This window comes from Bacillus sp. PAMC28571 (assembly GCF_014250435.1).
GTDB classification, from domain to species: domain Bacteria; phylum Bacillota; class Bacilli; order Bacillales; family Bacillaceae; genus Bacillus; species Bacillus safensis.
This window is the reverse complement of the sequence record NZ_CP060191.1, coordinates 3,454,897-3,473,131: the sequence shown is the minus strand read 5'-3', so window position 1 is coordinate 3,473,131 and position 18,235 is coordinate 3,454,897. Positions and strand designations below refer to the sequence as shown.

General features: G+C 42.4%; 20 protein-coding genes. 14 read left to right on the top strand and 6 right to left on the bottom strand.

What is annotated here, in order from left to right; all coding sequences use genetic code 11:
• Window positions 1–12: 12 nt before the first annotated feature.
• The 8 genes from rpsF (at window position 13) to wrbA (ending at window position 6,293) form a co-directional block, all read left to right on the top strand.
• Entirely contained in the window at window positions 13–300 is a 288-nt protein-coding gene (gene rpsF, locus H7F25_RS17530; protein ID WP_024424058.1) for a 30S ribosomal protein S6, read from the top strand.
• Window positions 301–336: 36 nt separating this feature from the next.
• Entirely contained in the window at window positions 337–879 is a 543-nt protein-coding gene (gene ssbA / locus H7F25_RS17525) for a single-stranded DNA-binding protein SsbA (protein ID WP_007497456.1), read from the top strand.
• Window positions 880–920: 41 nt separating this feature from the next.
• A complete protein-coding gene (gene rpsR, locus H7F25_RS17520) occupies window positions 921–1,160 on the top strand; it encodes a 30S ribosomal protein S18 (protein WP_008359105.1) in 240 nt (79 codons plus the stop codon).
• A 202-nt stretch (window positions 1,161–1,362) separates the two neighbouring features.
• The gene (locus H7F25_RS17515) at window positions 1,363–2,328 is read left to right on the top strand and encodes an ABC transporter ATP-binding protein (protein WP_185854021.1); all 966 of its coding nucleotides are present in this window, start codon (window positions 1,363–1,365) and stop codon (window positions 2,326–2,328) included.
• Window positions 2,321–3,838, top strand: coding sequence for an osmoprotectant update ABC transporter permease/substrate-binding subunit OpuFB (gene opuFB, locus H7F25_RS17510; RefSeq protein WP_185854020.1), 1,518 nt, complete (start codon window positions 2,321–2,323; stop codon window positions 3,836–3,838). The genes H7F25_RS17515 and opuFB overlap by 8 nt, the downstream gene beginning before the upstream one ends.
• Before the next feature lie 191 nt (window positions 3,839–4,029).
• Window positions 4,030–5,001 (top strand): ring-cleaving dioxygenase, encoded by a 972-nt coding sequence (locus tag H7F25_RS17505; RefSeq protein ID WP_034667828.1) that lies wholly within the window; start codon window positions 4,030–4,032, stop codon window positions 4,999–5,001.
• The gene (locus H7F25_RS17500; protein ID WP_034622294.1) at window positions 4,998–5,606 is read left to right on the top strand and encodes an alpha/beta hydrolase; all 609 of its coding nucleotides are present in this window, start codon (window positions 4,998–5,000) and stop codon (window positions 5,604–5,606) included. The genes H7F25_RS17505 and H7F25_RS17500 overlap by 4 nt, the downstream gene beginning before the upstream one ends.
• Window positions 5,607–5,678: 72 nt before the next feature.
• Window positions 5,679–6,293, top strand: a complete 615-nt coding sequence (wrbA, locus tag H7F25_RS17495; RefSeq protein ID WP_034283654.1) for an NAD(P)H:quinone oxidoreductase — start codon at window positions 5,679–5,681, stop codon at window positions 6,291–6,293.
• 49 nt (window positions 6,294–6,342) lie between these two features.
• Here the strand turns inward: wrbA and katX are convergent, their stop codons facing one another.
• On the bottom strand, window positions 6,343–7,842 hold the full coding sequence (gene katX, locus H7F25_RS17490) for a catalase KatX (protein WP_231506898.1): 1,500 nt from the start codon (window positions 7,840–7,842) through the stop codon (window positions 6,343–6,345).
• A gap of 195 nt (window positions 7,843–8,037) precedes the next feature.
• Here katX and H7F25_RS17485 point away from each other — a divergent pair, with 195 nt between their 5' ends.
• The 3 genes from H7F25_RS17485 (at window position 8,038) to H7F25_RS17475 (ending at window position 10,194) form a co-directional block, all read left to right on the top strand.
• Window positions 8,038–8,697, top strand: coding sequence for an aspartate/glutamate racemase family protein (locus H7F25_RS17485; protein ID WP_073208199.1), 660 nt, complete (start codon window positions 8,038–8,040; stop codon window positions 8,695–8,697).
• A gap of 147 nt (window positions 8,698–8,844) precedes the next feature.
• The gene (locus H7F25_RS17480; RefSeq protein ID WP_073208195.1) at window positions 8,845–9,339 is read left to right on the top strand and encodes an RNA polymerase sigma factor SigV; all 495 of its coding nucleotides are present in this window, start codon (window positions 8,845–8,847) and stop codon (window positions 9,337–9,339) included.
• Window positions 9,340–10,194: an anti-sigma-V factor RsiV gene (locus H7F25_RS17475; protein WP_073208192.1), complete on the top strand. Its 855-nt coding sequence runs from the start codon at window positions 9,340–9,342 to the stop codon at window positions 10,192–10,194. It abuts the gene before it with no gap.
• Between the two features lie 55 nt (window positions 10,195–10,249).
• On the opposite strand, the gene H7F25_RS17470 is transcribed toward H7F25_RS17475, so the two are convergent.
• Window positions 10,250–11,176 (bottom strand): manganese-dependent inorganic pyrophosphatase, encoded by a 927-nt coding sequence (locus H7F25_RS17470; protein WP_024424048.1) that lies wholly within the window; start codon window positions 11,174–11,176, stop codon window positions 10,250–10,252.
• Between the two features lie 303 nt (window positions 11,177–11,479).
• Between H7F25_RS17470 and H7F25_RS17465 the strand changes: the two genes are divergently transcribed.
• From H7F25_RS17465 to rplI, 3 genes are read left to right on the top strand one after another with little or no spacing between them, the layout of a single operon-like run.
• The gene (locus H7F25_RS17465; RefSeq protein ID WP_185854019.1) at window positions 11,480–12,418 is read left to right on the top strand and encodes a YybS family protein; all 939 of its coding nucleotides are present in this window, start codon (window positions 11,480–11,482) and stop codon (window positions 12,416–12,418) included.
• A 30-nt stretch (window positions 12,419–12,448) separates the two neighbouring features.
• Complete coding sequence (locus tag H7F25_RS17460) at window positions 12,449–14,428, top strand: DHH family phosphoesterase (protein ID WP_185854018.1); 1,980 nt, start codon at window positions 12,449–12,451, stop codon at window positions 14,426–14,428.
• Window positions 14,425–14,874, top strand: a complete 450-nt coding sequence (gene rplI / locus H7F25_RS17455) for a 50S ribosomal protein L9 (protein WP_008359128.1) — start codon at window positions 14,425–14,427, stop codon at window positions 14,872–14,874. Before H7F25_RS17460 ends, rplI begins: the two co-directional genes overlap by 4 nt.
• Window positions 14,875–14,913: 39 nt before the next feature.
• Here the strand turns inward: rplI and H7F25_RS17450 are convergent, their stop codons facing one another.
• The 4 genes from H7F25_RS17450 to H7F25_RS17435 all read right to left on the bottom strand — a co-directional run bounded on the left by H7F25_RS17450 (window position 14,914) and on the right by H7F25_RS17435 (window position 18,164).
• Window positions 14,914–16,128, bottom strand: coding sequence for a CynX/NimT family MFS transporter (locus tag H7F25_RS17450; RefSeq protein WP_185854017.1), 1,215 nt, complete (start codon window positions 16,126–16,128; stop codon window positions 14,914–14,916).
• A 22-nt stretch (window positions 16,129–16,150) separates the two neighbouring features.
• Window positions 16,151–16,297, bottom strand: coding sequence for a YycC family protein (locus H7F25_RS17445; RefSeq protein ID WP_064498621.1), 147 nt, complete (start codon window positions 16,295–16,297; stop codon window positions 16,151–16,153).
• Window positions 16,298–16,369: 72 nt separating this feature from the next.
• Entirely contained in the window at window positions 16,370–17,104 is a 735-nt protein-coding gene (locus H7F25_RS17440; protein WP_185854016.1) for an alpha/beta hydrolase, read from the bottom strand.
• Window positions 17,105–17,198: 94 nt separating this feature from the next.
• Window positions 17,199–18,164: an iron-hydroxamate ABC transporter substrate-binding protein gene (locus H7F25_RS17435; RefSeq protein WP_185854015.1), complete on the bottom strand. Its 966-nt coding sequence runs from the start codon at window positions 18,162–18,164 to the stop codon at window positions 17,199–17,201.
• Window positions 18,165–18,235: the final 71 nt, after the last annotated feature.

Sequence of the window (18,235 nt, the reverse complement as noted above, 5' to 3'; positions counted from 1 at the left end):
AGGTGCAATCAGATGAGAAAGTACGAAGTTATGTACATCATCCGCCCAACAGTTGACGATGAGGCTAAAAAAGCAGTTATCGAGCGTTTCAATAACGTGTTAACTTCTAACGGTGCGGAGATCACTGGAACAAAGGATTGGGGTAAACGTCGTCTTGCATACGAAATCAACGATTTCCGTGACGGTTTCTACCAAATCGTAAACGTTCAATCTGACGCTGCAGCAGTTCAAGAATTTGACCGCTTAGCTAAGATCAGTGACGATATCATTCGCCACATTGTTGTTAAAGAAGAAGTATAAATCATTGAAATATATATTTAAAGGTGGTCTTTCAATATGCTAAACCGTGTTGTATTGGTCGGAAGACTAACAAAAGACCCTGAGCTTCGCTACACGCCTAATGGTGCGGCTGTAGCCACGTTTACTCTAGCTGTGAATCGTACGTTTACGAATCAATCTGGAGAGCGTGAAGCCGATTTCATTAACTGTGTTACTTGGAGAAGACAAGCCGAGAACGTGGCTAATTTCTTGAAAAAAGGAAGTCTTGCCGGTGTAGACGGTCGTTTGCAGACAAGAAACTATGAAAATCAGCAAGGACAGCGTGTCTTCGTGACAGAGGTTCAAGCTGAAAGTGTTCAATTTCTTGAGCCTAAGAGCGGCGGTGCTGGTTCAGGTGGATACAGCGGCGGTGGCAATAGCGGAGGCCAGTATTATGGCGGTAGCCAAAACGATCAGAATCCATTTGGAAATGAACCAAGTCAAAATCCATATGGCAATCAAAACAACCAAAATCGTAATCAGGGAAACAGCTTTAATGATGACCCATTTGCGAACGATGGTAAACCGATTGACATCTCCGATGATGATTTGCCATTCTAATTGATCTGAAAAAAATGACTAAAGGAAAGGTGTGAAAACAAATGGCAGGTGGACGCAGAGGCGGTCGTGCGAAACGTCGTAAAGTATGTTTCTTTACTTCTAACGGTATCACGCACATCGATTACAAAGATGTTGATCTTCTTAGAAAGTTTGTTTCTGAGCGTGGTAAAATTTTACCTCGTCGTGTAACAGGAACTAGCGCTAAGTATCAACGTAAATTGACTTTAGCGATCAAAAGATCACGTCAAATGGCATTACTTCCATACGTTACTGGTGAGTAAGTCGTTGACTTAAAAGCGGAGAGCCCCGAGCTCTTCGCTTTTTTTATTTTCCCCACTGTGAATCTCATCTATTTTTGCTAGAGTTGTTTTTGACAGTCAACCGAAGGGAAGTATGTAAAAGTGACAGTTTATTCTATACAAATATGTGGTTGATCTGTCATATTGATAGTCTAGAAAATAATTGCAGTCAGGGCGTGGGAAGATGATTGAATTTAAAAAGGTATCGATGCAATTTTCTGATGAGCGCTATGCCGTTCAATCCGTTGATTTGGAGATTCAGAAAGGTGAGTTTTTTGTATTGATTGGACCTAGTGGCAGCGGGAAAACGACGACATTGAAAATGATCAATCGCCTCATTTCTTCTACAGAAGGTGAGATTTACATAAAGGGTCAAAAAATAAGTGATTATGATATGTATGAGCTGCGCTGGGATATCGGTTATGTTTTGCAGCAAATTGCGCTTTTTCCTCATATGACCATAGAAGAAAATATTGCTGTGGTGCCAGAGCTTAAACAATGGAGCCGGAATGAGACCAATCAGCGTGTCGATGAACTCATGTTGATGGTCGGGCTTGATCCTGCTATGTATCGGCATCGAAAGCCAGCAGAGCTCTCTGGTGGACAGCAGCAGCGTGTCGGTGTGGCACGTGCACTTGCAGCTGATCCTGAGATCGTCCTGATGGATGAACCTTTTAGTGCGTTAGATCCACTAACGAGGGAGAAATTGCAGGATGATCTGCTTGATTTGCAGCGCCGTATACAAAAAAACATTGTTTTTGTGACGCATGATATGCAGGAAGCTATGAAGCTGGGTGATCGGATTTGTGTGATGAATGAAGGAAAAGTAGTGCAGATCGGACGTCCTGAGGAGTTGGTTCAACATCCAGCCAATGCCTTTGTACAGGAGTTTGTTTCAGGGGCTGCCCGTCATGTGGGACATCAAGCTTTTGAGCTGGAAACCTTGGCACAACCGATAGCCCACGAAGCTCTTTTACCCTATGAGGCGGTCTCAGCAGATGCCCCATTGGATGAAGTCTTGTCTCAATTGGCAAAGCACGAGGAATTGGCTGTTGAAAAGAATGGAGAGCGGATTGGACTAGTGAATCGTCAAGCAGTGATTCAGTATTTAGCTGATTCTCCTAAAGAGAGGGGCGAGTCACATGAATGATTGGACCCGTGTGTTATGGGAACGCAAAGAACAATTGGGACACGCCTTACTTGAGCATATTCAAATTTCTTTTATTGCTTTATTTTTAGCGATTTTGATTGCTATTCCATTAGGTATCTATTTAACGAGGGTTCCAAAGTTAGCGGAGTGGGTCATCGGGGTGACGGCCGTCTTACAAACGATTCCGTCGCTCGCACTTCTTGGCTTGTTGATTCCTCTAGTGGGGATTGGGCAAGTACCTGCGATTATTGCGCTTGTGGTCTATGCCCTACTCCCTATTTTAAGAAATACATATACAGGCATTCAGGAGGTTGATCCTTCTCTGAGAGAAGCGGCGCTTGCTATGGGGATGAATCATCGCAAACGGTTATTAAAGGTGGAGCTTCCTCTTGCCATGCCAGTCATCATGGCAGGTATCCGAACCGGGATGGTTCTCATTGTGGGAACCGCCACTCTGGCAGCACTGATCGGGGCTGGGGGATTAGGAAGCTTAATCTTGCTGGGAATTGATCGAAATGATATGTCTCTCATTGTCATTGGTGCGATACCAGCTGCCTTACTCGCTCTACTATTTGATGTGGTGCTGCGTACCTTTGAGAAAATTTCCTTTAAAAAGACTGTGATCTCTGTGACTGTTTTTGCTCTGATTGCAGGAGCAGTTGTCGCTGCCCCCGTGCTGTTTCAGCAAGAAAAGAAGGAAATCACCATTGGCGGGAAGTTAGGATCAGAGCCTGAGATTTTGATCTCGATGTATAAGCTTTTAATTGAACAGGATACAGATATTCAAGTGAACCTGAAGCCCGGTCTTGGTAAGACGTCCTTTGTTTTCCAGGCTTTACGCTCTGGTGATATCGATATTTATCCTGAGTTTACGGGTACAGCGATTTCTGAATTCCTCAAAGAAACAGCAAAAAGCACAGATAAAAGAAAAGTGTATGAGCAAGCGCGGCGTGGATTGGAATCGTCCTTTCAGCTTCGCCTTCTTGAGCCCATGGCATACAACAATACGTATGCTTTAGCTGTGCCGCAGTCACTGGCTGATCAATATGAAGTGTCCAACATTTCAGATCTAGGTAAGATCAAAAACCGCATAAAAGCTGGATTCACCTTAGAGTTTTCTGATCGTCAGGATGGGTATCGAGGCATTCAAAAAGCCTATCAATTTTCCTTTGACGATGTTGTGACGATGGAGCCGAAGCTACGGTATCGTGCGATTCAAAAAAGAGATATCAATTTAGTCGATGCGTATTCGACAGACAGTGAATTGAGACAATACAAATTAAAGGTGCTTCATGATGATCAGCATGTTTTCCCGCCATATCAAGGAGCACCGCTGCTCAGGCAGGAGACATTAACTGAATTCCCTGAGATTGAGACCTCTCTCAATAAGCTTGCGGGTCAAATCACAGACGATGAGATGAGAGAAATGAATTATGAAGTCAATGTGAAGGGGAAGGATGCATTTCAGGTAGCGAAAGCCTATTTAAAAAAGAAAAAATTGCTGAAATAATCAAGGAAAAGCAGGGCTGTTTCATGCAAAACAGCTCTGCTTTTTTAAAAGAAAAACAAAAATCATTGACATTTACTTAAAAACATAATATCCTTAATTCGAGATAAATATATTTTTTTGATCTAATATCTCGAATTCGAGATAATATAAAGACGTCAGTAAAGACATAATGAATAGAGGCTTATTACTTCATGATTAGGAGGTCATTAGAAGTGAAAAAAACAGAAGGAATTCACCATATTACAGCTATTGTCGGTCATCCTCAGGAGAACGTTGATTTTTATGCAGGTGTTTTAGGACTTCGTCTCGTGAAGAAGACCGTGAATTTTGATGATCCGGGCACATACCATTTATATTTTGGAAATGAAGGCGGCTCTCCAGGGACCATTATTACGTTTTTCCCTTGGCCGGGGGCACAAAAAGGTCAAATTGGTGCAGGGCAAGTGGGCGTGACGACATATGTCGTACCGACAGGCGCTTTTTCTTTCTGGAAGGATCGTCTTGAGCAGTTTAATGTCTCTTATGAAATGGTTGAACGTTTTGGGGAAGCTTTTCTCTCATTTGAAGATCCACACGGCTTATTGATTGAGCTAGTAGAGCGTGCGGAAGGAAAGCAAAACGAGTGGACATTTAACGGTGTCACACCAGATGTAGCGATTAAAGGATTTGGCGGAGCTGTTTTATTAACTTCGCATCCGGAGCAAACAATGCAGCTGCTAGAGCAAACGATGGGACTTGAACGAGTCGGAGAAGAAGGAGACTATGTGAGATTCCGTTCGTTTGGTGAAATAGGCAATGTCATTGATGTGAACATCACACCTGTTCCACGAGGACGTATGGGTGTTGGAGTTGTGCACCATATTGCATGGAGAGCAACAGATGATCAGGATCAATTAGATTGGCAAAGACATATTGCACAAAGCGGGTATCAAGTGACACCTGTGCAAGATCGAAATTATTTTAATGCTATTTACTTTAGAGAGCTTGGCGGCATATTATTTGAGATTGCTACTGATCCCCCAGGGTTTGCACACGACGAATCAGTGGAAACAATGGGTGAAGCATTGAAACTGCCACCGCAATATGAGGCACAGCGCAGTCAGATTGAACAAATTGTACTGCCAATTGAAGTGAGAGAAGTTAAAGGGAAAGGAGATTCATGATGAAGCATCTTTTTCGAAAAGGAAAGAATGAACAAAGACCTGTCCTGTTATTACTGCATGGAACTGGCGGGACGGAAGAAGATTTATTGCCGCTTGCACAGATAGTAGACCCTGATGCATCTGTTCTTAGTGTGAGAGGGAATGTATTAGAAAACGGCATGCCGCGTTTTTTCAGACGTTTGGCAGAGGGTGTATTTGATGAGCAGGATTTGATTGAGCGTACAGAGGAACTATATACATTTATCGGCGAAGCAGCTGATGAATATGGGTTTGATCGTCACAATGTGGTGGCTATCGGATATTCCAATGGGGCAAACATTGCTGGAAGCTTGTTATTCCATTATGGGGATGCTTTAAAAGGAGCTATCCTGCATCATCCAATGGTTCCAAGACGCGGGGTTTCGTTGCCTTCATTAGCGGGGAAACAAGTCTTTATAGCAGCTGGTGAAAATGACCCAATGTGCCGTCCAGAGGAATCACAGGAGCTGGAGCAATTGCTCCAGGGTGCAGGCGCATCGGTTACACTTCATTGGGAAAATCGCGGACATCAGCTAACGAGAGAAGAAGTCGATGCTGCGGCTTTATGGTATCGTCGTCAATTTTAAATAAGGTGGGGAATACAGGTGGGATTTTTACAGAAGCTTTTTGGGCAAAACAAACAAAAGGAGCTGGAACAAATGGAAAACGTAAAATTAGCGATTATTTATTATAGTTCAACAGGTACTAACTATCAGATGGCGAAATGGGCTGAAGCTGGAGCAAAAGAAGCTGGCGCAGAGGTCAAAGTATTAAAGGTTGCTGAATTGGCACCAGAAGCAGTTGTCGCTTCAAATCCAGCATGGAAAGCACATTTAGACGAAACAAAGGATGTGCCAGAGGTTCAATTAAGTGATTTAGAGTGGGCAGATGCCATCATCTTTAGCATGCCGACACGTTTCGGTAACCTGCCAGCTCAAATGAAGCAGTTCTTAGATACAACAGGCGGCTTGTGGTTCCAAGGTAAATTGGCAAACAAAGCAGTCAGCGCGATGACTTCAGCTCAAAACGCAAATGGCGGACAGGAGCAGACGGTTCTCAGCCTATATACGACGATGTTCCACTGGGGAGCCATTATTGCCGCTCCTGGATACACAGATGATTCCTTATACGGTGCAGGGGGCAACCCTTATGGCGTAAGTGTCACTGTTGACCAAAATGGAAAAATCCAAGAGGATGCAGAAGCAGCTGTGAAACATCAGGCAAAACGTACAGTCAATGTGGCAGAATGGATCAAAAAAGGTCAAAACGCTTAATAGATGTATACAAAAAGAATGCAGCCTCGCCGCTGCATTCTTTTTTTCATTAATAAGGATCTGATGGTGTGCTGTTGTTGATGGCTTCGTCCACGGCTTGAGCAGCACCTGTAGAGCCGATAGGTCCGCTTGGCTGCTCTTGTTTAAAGGCTTTTAAGCCGTCAGCGACACGCTTTCCGTAATCAGGGTCTGCTTTTGTAAAGTTTTCAATCATTTGGTCTTGAATGTCCTTTTGACATGTCGCAAGAGTATTGACTAAGTTCTTAATCAGTTCCTCACGCTCCCAATCATTAAAACGGCGATACGTTTCTCCCGCTTGTCCAAAATTGTTTGGGCGGTCAATGGCTTCTCGTTTGACTTCACCTTCTACAAAAGGCGTATGATCCTTTCCATCCTGTTTGGCTTCTTTTAATCCTCCGAGGATCGATGGCTCATAATTCACATGGGGATTTTGGCCTTTGCCTTGATCGACATGGTATTCCATTTGACCGTCTCTCTGATTGGTGGCGACATGCTTTTTCGGTGCATTGATCGGCAGCTGTAAATAGTTTGGCCCTACACGATATCGCTGCGTGTCAGAGTAGGAGAAGGTACGGCCTTGAAGCAATTTATCATCTGAGAAATCTAAACCGTCTACGAGTACACCAGTCCCAAAGGCAACCTGCTCGACTTCTGCGAAATAGTTTTCTGGATTTTTGTTTAATACCATCCGTCCGATTGGTTTCCATGGATAGTCATCCTTGTACCAAAGCTTTGTCGGGTCTAGCGGGTCAAAGTCGAGGTGAGGGTGGGCATCATCTTCCATGATCTGTGCATATACCTCCCATTCAGGATAATCTCCTTGCTCAATCGCTTCATATAAATCCTGTGTGGCATGGTTAAAATTTTCTCCCTGGATCGCTTGCGCCTGTTCTTGGGTCAGGTTGCGAATGCCTTGTTTCGGTTCAAAATGATATTTAACCAGCACCGCTTTTCCTTCATGGTTGACCCATTTGTACGCATGGACACCTGAGCCTTGCATGTGCCGGTATGTAGCTGGGATGCCCCATGGTGAAAAGAGAAATGTCACCATATGCGTCGCCTCAGGTGATTGTGAGACAAAATCAAAAATACGCTCGCCGTCCTGACGATTGGTGACAGGATCAGGCTTAAAGGCATGAACCAAATCAGGAAACTTTAAAGCATCTCGAATAAAGAAAATTTTCAGGTTGTTCCCTACGAGATCCCAGTTGCCTTCCTCTGTATAAAATTTAATCGCAAACCCTCTCGGATCGCGTAATGTTTCTGGCGAATGACCGCCGTGAATCACAGAAGAAAAACGAACAAAAACAGGCGTCTTTTTCCCTTTTTCCTGAAACAATTTTGCTCTCGTATAGGTGGAGATGGGTTCATCACCGAATGTGCCGTAGGCTTCAAAATACCCGTGAGCTCCAGCACCGCGTGCATGAACAACACGTTCAGGGATGCGTTCACGATCAAAATGACTGATTTTCTCTAGGAAATCGTAGTTTTCAAGCGTAGTGGGTCCTCTATTCCCAACAGTTCTCATATTTTGATTGTCTGTTACGGGATGACCTTGCCGATTTGTTAAGGTTTCTTCTGACTCTGAAGATGGTTTAGGCTGTTGATCTTCTTTCAATTCGAATCCCTCCTTCAATATCTCTCTAACAATATGGTCATGTTGCTCCCTATTTCATACAAGGATTGATATAATGATTGAAAACTTTCACGAGGAGCGAGCCTGATGATTCGATTACACTGCCTTCACGCCCATCCATCCAATCAGTCATATATAGAAGATGCTTTTGGTGATACAGATGTTGATTTGCATCACACGGTCGATTCATCATTTATAGAACGCGCGACACAAGATCCTGCATTTGTTCAACACAAGCAGCAAATGTATGCTATCAACAGATTAAAACAAGAAAGTGAAGCCGATCTCATTCTGCTCACGTGTACACAATACATTGCCGCTTTGGGTGATCAGCAGCACCTTTTTAAACAACCGATTGTTCCGATCGATGAACCGTTATTTGAGCTGATTTGTGAGAAACAAAGGCCTCTTCAACTGGTGTTTTCCAACCCAGATACAGTGGAAGGGACGATGCAGCGGCTTGAATCATATGCCACAGAGAGGGGCAAACAGGTTGAAGTAGAAATGGTTGTGATGGAGGATGTCTTTCATCTCTGCCTAAACGGTGATATGCAAGCTTATGATGAACAAATCAAGGAGCAGCTGAGAAGATGTATGAAGCAAAAAGGGAGAGACATTTGCGTGATGCAGCTTTCGATGGTTCATGCGGCAAAGCAGGTGGAGCGGGAGACAGGCGTTTCTATCATTCATCCGCTTTCTCCACTAAAACAGTTTGTCCATCAAACACTATCCGCTTGGAAGGAGTGAACCCATTAGGTTCGCTCTTTTTGTATAGGAACGTAAATGCGAGACATGTTAAAAAATAATCGAGCGCAAACTATTTTCAAAAGGTGCGCGTCTATCCAATGTAAGAAATAACAGATGCGCATTTAAGATAAAGGAGCTCTTTGTAAAATGAAGAAACGAAAAATAGACGATCAATTTGCGGATTACGTCATGGAACATAAACACAGTTTTTATCGGTTGTCCTATAGTTATGTCAAAAACCCAGAAGATGCTATGGATGTTGTTCAGGAGGCCATTCATAAAGCACTCAAATCTGTTCACCGATTAGAGGATGCGAGCAAGATGCATAGCTGGTTTTATAAAATCGTGGTGAACGCTGCCCTAGACTTTTTACGAAAGAAGAAGCGGGTGCAGGTGACAGATGATGATACGCTTGAATTCTTATCTCAGGGTGAATCAGATGTATACGAGGATCAAGACGTCAAACGGGCTATAGAGGATTTGCCTGAGATGTATCGAGTCGTCATTATTTTGAGATTCTTTGAAGATTTAAAACTAGAGGACATCGCCCAGATTCTCGATGAAAATGAAAACACCATTAAAACAAGATTATATAAGGCGCTGCGGCTTTTAAAAGTAGAATTATCACAGGAGGAAATATAAATGGATAAGTATTTGGAACATTTAAAAGATGAATATTTAGAAATTCCTATTCCACCGGAATATGATGCGATGGTTGAACGAACGTTAAAAAGAAAAAATAAAAAACCTCATTTTCAGCAATGGACCATAGGGCTTGTTGCGGCGGCAGCTCTTTTTGTTACAACGGTTAATGTCAGTCCACAGGCAGCAAGAGCGATTTCAGAGGTGCCTGTCATTGGCGAGCTGGTGAAAGTCGTAACGTTTACAGAATTTAAAAAGAGCGATCAAGGAACGAATATTGATCTCAAAACACCACACGTTTCAGGACTTGGGGACGGAACATTACAAGACAGCCTGAATCAAAAATATTTAGCTGAAAACAAAAAGCTGTATCAAGATTTTGAAAAGGAAACAAAGGGTTATAAAAATGGTCATTTAAGTGTTGAGAGCGGTTATGAAGTGAGAACGAACAATGATCAAATCCTTTCACTAGGCCGATACAAGGTGACGACTCAGGCTTCTGCGGCAGAGGAAATGACGTATGATACGGTTGATAAGAAAAACCATGTCCTCATTACATTACCAAGCCTGTTTAAAGATGATCGTTATATTGATGTGATTAGTGAAAATATTAAAGAACAAATGAAGAAACAGATGAAAGAGGATTCAGACAAAATATACTGGATTGGCAAGGAAGAAACAGATCCATTTAAGAAAATTAAGCCGGATCAAAACTTCTATATCAATTCAAAAGGAAAGCTTGTGATTTCCTTTAATGAATATGATGTGGCTCCTGGTTACATGGGTGTTGTTGAATTTACGATCCCAACAAGTGTGCTAAAGGATGTTCTCGTTAGTGATATGTATATTCATTAAAAAGAATATAGACAAAAAAGACTGCTGAATGATTCAGCAGTCTTGTCGTGTTTTATTAAGAAAGTGCGTCTGTCAGTGCAGGTACGACTTGTTTCTTTCTTGATACAACACCTTTTAGTAAAGCTGTGTTGTTTTCAAGCGTGACGTTAAATGCTTTTTCTACTTTTGCTGCTTCTGCACCTAGTGCAAGAGCAAGGGAGTCATTTTCTAAAATGTCTGTGATGACTAAAACAAATAGATCAAGACCTTTTGCTGCAATGACTTCATTAATTTTTGCTTCAATGTCAGCCTGTCTTGCTGTCACTTCAGCGATATCTACTGTATTGACTTGTGCAATTTCCACTTTACTTTTGCCTAGTGCGAATTCTTTTGCATCAAGTGTAATTAATTCTTGAACCGTTTTTTGGCTTAGATCAGCGCCTGCTTTCAGCATGTCTAGGCCGTAAACTTCTGGATCTACCCCTGCGATTTTTGCAAGCTCATGTGCAGCATCAATATCTTGCTGTGTGCATGTTGGGGATTTGAATAGTAAGGAATCAGAAATGATCGCAGATAAAAGCAAACCAGCGATTTCTTTTTCAATCGTCACTTGGTTTTCTTTATACATTTTGTTTAAGATCGTTGCTGTACAGCCTACAGGCTCTGCACGATAGTAAAGAGGTTCACTTGTTTCAAAGTTGGCAATACGGTGGTGGTCAATGACCTCAGTTACTTGTACTTGATCAATATCGCTTACACTTTGCTGGAATTCGTTATGATCGACAAGAATGACTTGCTTTGTTTCGTTTGCAGCCGTTTCAATGAAACGAGGTGCTTCTTGTTTAAAGAAATCTAATGCGTATTGTGTTTCTCCATTAATTTCTCCAAGTCTGACGGCTTCTGCCTGAACGCCGATTTTGTTTTTCAGATCAGCGTAAGCAATAGCAGAGCAAATCGTGTCTGTGTCAGGATTTTTGTGTCCGAATACGAGTGTTTTTCCCATGTGAATTCTCCTTCTTACATTTATTGATGATGTTTCTATTCTAACAGCTTTTGACCTTGAATTCAGGGTTTATAGCTAAGAATAATCTAAAAAATTGTAACATGCTGTTTGAAAACTTGCATATGCCATTCCATATCGGTGTTCCACGTGAAACGCTCCCAGGACAGCCTGCATTTTACTTGAGATTTACCGCTATGGTAAAATAAAGGTTGGGGCAAGACATGATGGAGCTGACATCATACGTATACATAGAAGTACACATTGAGCAAGATATAGACAAAAGGATTGGATAGAGGTGAAGGTGTGAAACAAACAAAAGCGTTAGTAGAGGGCGCAATCATGATCAGTATTTTCGCGGTCATGACGCTGTTTTATTTGTATGTGCCGCTATTATCCATTATTTTCTTTCTAGCTGCTCCGATTCCAATCATTCTCTATACAATCAGACACGGCTTGAAAAAGGGAATTGCTGCTGGCGCTATTGGCATAGTGATCAGCTTTTTAATTGGGTCTATGACTGGACTTATGAGTGCTCCAATTCTGATTGCCGTGGGATTAGGCATGGGTGTTTTCTACAGCAGAAGGCAGCCCGGGAATGCCATCATTACAGGTGCGCTGATCTATTTGTTCAGTTTTCTCATCTCCTTTGTTGTCAGTGTTCAGCTTTTTCAGATCGATATCATGAGTATCGCGAAAGAGTCAATTGAGCAAATGATGCCGATGGTAGAGAGTGTTTTAAAGCAATCCGGGGCTTCTGAAAAGGACATAGCCAAACAGCTCAAACAGTTTAAAGAGATGCAGGATACGGCATTAAGTGCTTTACCTGTAGCGTTATTGATTTTGGTCACCCTGATGGCTTTCGTGAATCACTGGTTCGTGCAGCCTCTGATCAAACGGTTTGTCAAAGACATGCCGTCCTTGAAGAAATTTAAGGATATGCGGCTGCCAAAAAGCATGGTATGGTATTATTTACTCACATTGCTTTTGATGCTGATTCAGACGGAAAAAGGCAGCTTTTTATGGCTCGTTCAAACGAGTGCGTTTCAAATTTTATTTATACTGGTGCTTATTCAGGGATTTTCTTTTCTCTTCTATTATTGCCACGAAAAAAACATCTCAAAAGCGGTACCCATTTTCGCTGTCGTGTTAACGGTTTTCTTTCCGCCGATCGGTGTGATTGTGCGAATTATAGGGATTGCTGACATAGGCTTTGATTTAAGAGAAAAAGTAAAAAACAAATAATTCACTCTGAATGTTGAGGAGTTGATATCAGTGCCAAGCTTCTATAGAAAACCTGTCATCAAGTATCCGATCTTCGCGTTAATTGTTCTTGCGGTGATCACAGTCCTCCTCAACCTTTATTTCAATTGGATCATAGGAGCAGTTGGTCTTTTCGTCCTTGCAGGTGTGCTCTACTTCTTAAAGTGGGCAGATACGCAAGTGCAGAAAGAGATTGATTCATATATTTCAACATTATCCTATCGAGTCAAAAAGGTTGGAGAAGAAGCATTAATGGAGATGCCTATTGGTATTATGCTGTTTAATGACCAGTATTATATCGAATGGACCAATCCGTTTCTCGCTTCATGCTTTCATGAAAGCACACTTGTCGGCAGATCCTTGTACGATACATTCGAGTCCATTGTGCCTCTTATTAAACAAGAGGTCGAGACCGAAAATGTGACGCTGAATGACCGGAAATTCAAAGTCATTATTAAACGGTCAGAGCGCCTTTTATATTTCTTTGATGTCACGGAGCAGGTACAGATTGAACGACAGTACGAAAATGAACGAACGGTGTTATCTTATATCTTTTTAGACAACTACGACGATGTCACGCAGGGACTTGATGATCAAGTGCGCAGCGCGATTAATAGTGAAGTGACGTCTTTGCTCAACAATTGGGCACAAGAATACGGTATTTTCCTGAAGAGAATTTCGTCTGAACGATTTATGGCGGTTCTAAATGAGAGTATTTTAGCTGAGCTTGAAGCGTCGAAATTCTCCATTTTAGACGAGGTCCGTGAGAAAACAGGGGCACATAGTGCGACGCTCACTCTGAGTATCGGGATCGGTGCGTCCGTTCCTTCCTTGAAAGAGCTTGGAGCACTTGCGCAGTCGAGTCTTGACCTTGCCCTCGGACGAGGCGGGGATCAGGTCGCCATTAAACAGCCGAATGGAAAAGTGAAATTCTACGGTGGAAAAACGAATCCAATGGAGAAACGGACACGCGTACGCGCACGGGTCATTTCTCATGCTTTAAAAGAAATTGTATCTGAAAGCGGTAATGTCATGATCATGGGGCATAAGTTCCCAGACATGGACTCGATCGGTGCATCCATCGGGATTTTGAAGGTTGCTCAGGCCAATGGAAAAGAAGGCTATATTGTCATTGATGCCAACCAGATTGGCGACAGTGTTCAACGCTTAATTAGTGAAATTAAGAATTATGAAGAGCTTTGGTCACGTTTTATCACACCAGAGGAAGCAATGGAGCTTGCAAAGGATGACACATTGCTTGTAGTCGTGGACACACATAAACCGTCTCTCATTATGGAAGAACGGCTGCTGAATAAGATTGAAAACGTCGTGGTCATTGACCATCATAGACGCGGCGAGGAATTTATCCGTGATCCTTTACTTGTTTATATGGAGCCGTATGCTTCATCTACAGCAGAGCTTGTGACAGAGCTTTTAGAGTATCAGCCGAAGAAATTACGGATTAACATGATTGAGGCGACTGCGCTTCTGGCTGGGATCATTGTTGATACGAAGAGTTTCTCTCTGAGAACGGGGTCAAGAACGTTCGATGCAGCATCCTATCTTCGTGCAAAGGGAGCAGATCCTGTCCTTGTGCAAAAGTTCTTAAAAGAAACAGTCGATCATTACATCAAACGAGCAAAACTCATTCAGCATACAGAGCTGTATCAGAATCAGGTGGCTATCGCTTCATTGCCATCTGACAGGTCGGAGTATTATGATCAAATTACGATTGCCCAGACGGCTGATTCCCTGTTGTCAATGAGTGAGGTAGAAGCGTCATTTGCTGTCGCTAGACGAGATGACGACACAGTATGTATTAGTGCCAGATCATTAGGGGATATCAACGTTCAAATTATTATGGAAGCATTAGACGGCGGCGGTCATTTGACTAACGCTGCTACCCAGATTTATGGTATAACCATTGAAGAAGCGGTAGGGAAGTTAAAGGCTGCCATAGACGAATATTTCGAAGGAGGGGTTCAAAGATGAAAGTCATCTTTCTAAAAGACGTAAAAGGCAAAGGGAAAAAAGGCGAAGTCAAAAATGTAGCTGACGGATACGCTCACAACTTTCTCATCAAACAAGGGTTAGCTGTTGAAGCAACTCCAACGAACCTAAGCGCATTGGAAGGGCAGAAAAACAAAGAGAAAAAGAATGCCATCCAAGAGCTTGAACAAGCAAAACAATTAAAAGAAACACTTGAGGCGTTAACAGTGGAACTCACTGCAAAATCAGGTGAAGGCGGCCGTTTGTTTGGCTCAATTACAAGCAAACAAATCGCTGATAAATTGCAAAAAGATCATCAAATTAAACTCGATAAGCGCAAAATCGAGCTGAATGACGCCATCCGTGCGTTAGGTTATACAAATGTACCGGTAAAGCTTCATCCAGAGGTACAAGCAACGTTAAAGGTACATGTGACAGAGCAGGCATAAGCAGAAAAGAACCCGTCTCACGAGGAGGCGGGTTCTTTTTTATGAAGGATCTGAAATATAGACGCTGCGTCCGGCACGCATACCGGATAAAAACATGAAAAATAGGATGACAATAAAGATGATAATCGCGGGTGTCCATGTATGTGTGGAATCAAAAAGGATTCCAATCATGAACGGCCCAACAGCAGCTAATAAATAACCGAGAGACTGCGCCATTCCAGAAAGGGCAGCAGCTTGTTCCATATTGGTTGTACGTAAACCGATAAATGTGAGGGCAAGGCTGATACTGGCCCCTTGTCCAATGCCGATCAATAGAACAGAGATGACAAGAATAGGCGTCGATCCTCCGAGAAGAAGTCCGATCATGCCGAGTAAATACACAAGGACAAGGCCGGCGACAAGCGGTCTTTGTGTTTTTAATTTTTCTGCAAAAACGGGCGTTAAGAAGGTGGATGGCAGCCCAACAAACTGCATAATGGACAGCATCCAGCCAGCTGTCGACAGGTTCATTCCATGTGATGTTAAGATATCAGGAAACCAAGCGATGCTACTATAGAAAAGGAATGACTGCAAACCCATAAAAAAGGTCACCTGCCATGCAACACGTGAACGCCATATTGGCTGCTCTGTAAGAGAAATACTTTTGACGGCCACTGTATTCTGATGAAGAAGCTGCGGCGCCCAAACCATCATGGCGAGAAGGGCAAGTCCAGCCCATACAAGGAATGATGTATTCCAGCCGCCAGGCATCGTATGACTGAGCGGAACACTGACACCTGATGCAAGTGCAGCAAAGACGGACATTGAAGTCGTATAAACACTTGTCATCAAACCTGCATGTGCAGGAAATTTATGCTTCACAAGCCCCGGTAAGAGCACATTACAAATCGCAATTCCAACGCCGACCAGCGCCGTGCCAATCATTAAGAAGGTGATGGTGCCAAACGAGCGAATCACAATCCCAAAGAGAAGGACAGCAAGTCCAAGCCAGAGGGTTCGTTCATTGCCAAGTCGTTTTCCGATTTTAGGGGCAATTGGAGAAAGCAATGCGAATGAAAGCAATGGTAATGTCGTAAGAAAACCCGCCAGTCCATTTGAAAGCTGCAAATCGGAGCGAATCGCGCCGATCACAGGGCCAACGGATGTAATGGCAGGCCGAAGATTAAATGCAATAAGCAGAATCCCAGCAATCAGCAGGATGGTTTGTCCAGTACTGCGAGGATGTAATGTTGATTTTTCTAGTTGTTGTTCCATGAATGTAAACTCCTTTATTTCTTTAAGAAGAACGATCTTTCTTCTGTTCAAGCTCCGCTAATTTAGCTAATAAGATATGCTGCGGCATATGCATGATTTGTTCTAACGGTACATTGAGTGATGCAGCAAGCTTTTGTGCGGTATCGGCTGAGATTTGTAAAGGTCTCATGCGCAAATCCCTCCTCTTTCAATCTATACGTTCCAATATATCATATCGGCTTTGGGCCATGCTGATAAAAAATTAGCGTTCTCTTTGATAAAACCACTTTAGGACCGATAAGAAATTTTTTTGAAATTGTTTCAGATGATGGCCCTCCCCTTGTTCGATGTGATATTGCAGCTGCCTTTCTTGCATCCCTTTCTGCAATAAAAGGTCATGTAGTTGTTTGTTGAATAAAGGCATGTGCTGTTGAGCAGATGTTTTTCCTTTCCCTTCTTCACTTCCTACAGACAAATAAATAAAGTGATCCACACACTGAATGCTTTGTTGTTTAGCAAACGGTAGAAAATCTTGATACCAAAATGACCCGGAGATCGATGCGATGTTTTTAAAAAGATCAGGGTGCATGAATAAAGTATAAATAGCAAACAGCCCACCTAATGAAGCACCTACGTGGCTATGTTCATGACAGGTCTCTTGAACTGGATATTCTCTTTTGATATATGGGAGCAAGTCATTCGCTAAAAATGACACATACGTCTGTGCCTCGCCTTTAAAGTCAGGAAACCCAGATCGCAGTGATGACGCCTTCCATGGTGTATATTCGTCAAGTCGATTGAAGGGGTGTATGCCGACGATGATGATTGGCGAGATGGTTTTGGTTTCGATCATTCTTTCGATCTCTAGCAGGTGTGTTCTAAACAAAGAAGAGCCATCTTGTACAAAGACAGCTGGAACATCAATAGAAGCGTCCGGTGGAAGGTAAATATCAAGCTGACGCCCGTTAAGCTCGTCATATAGAAACGTTCCGTTCATGTGTATCCTCTCCTAACGGTTTTCAACTACGTTGAAAAGAAGACAAAGGGCTAAACATTTTAGCCCTTTGTCAACCATCTGATCACGCATCTTTTTAGTTGTTTTGATCTAACCATTTGACAGCCTTGTCAAGGAAGGTTGTTTTGCTTAGTGCTGTTCCTCCTTGAAGCATAGGATCAACGACATTTTCATTGATGTGCCCATTTTTCACAGCTTTTAGGCTTGTCCAAATTTTATTTTTCTCTAAGTCTTTCAATGCATTTGGATTCGATGAGTTTTCTTCTTTAGAGAACTGAACAAAAATATAGTCAGGATTGAGTTCTCCTAGGCGCTCCAATGAAATCAATGCTTGTGCTTTGGCTTTTTTGATATCACTTGGAACTGTAAATCCTAAATCCCCATATAAAGTAGAGTTGAAGTATACGTCTTCTGGATATACGTACAGATCGCCCTGTCTAATGCGCAAAATGACAGCTGTTTTGTTGCTGCTTTTGTCTTTCAGGGTTTCTTTCGCTTGTTTGAGATCTTTCTGATAATCAGAGATGATGTTTTTGGCTTCTTCACTTTTTCCAGTCAATTCACCGAGCAATAAAAGATTGCTTTCCCAGTCAGAAGAGACATGGGATACTGGGATCGTCGTTTGGACTTTATCCAATTTTTTAATTGTTGTAGGTGGGAACTTTGTTGATCCGAGTATCACATCTGGCTTTAGTTTTAAGATTTTCTCTAGGTTCGGTTCTGTTTTTTCCCCGATGCCTTCTGTTTTCACTGTAATGTCTTTAAATAATTCAGGGAATGTGCCGCCTACAGTAGAAGCACCAATAGGCTCGATACCAAGTAATTTTGCATCTTCCATTGATTCAAGGCTTCCAGCAATGACAATTCGTTTCACTGGTGTTTTGATTTTGTACGTTTGATCTAAGTAGTTGATATTTGTTTCTACTGCTTCAGCTGACTTGCTTTTGGCTGTGTTTGAAGCAGGTTTATTTTCTGCAGCACCACAGCCTGCTGCGGTGACCGTCATAATACAAAGGATAAGCAATGCGAACCATTTTTTCATTTGTTTTCTCCTTTAACTGATAATTGTTCTCAATTAAAGATTGTATTAGGCTTTCGTCCTTTTATCCATAG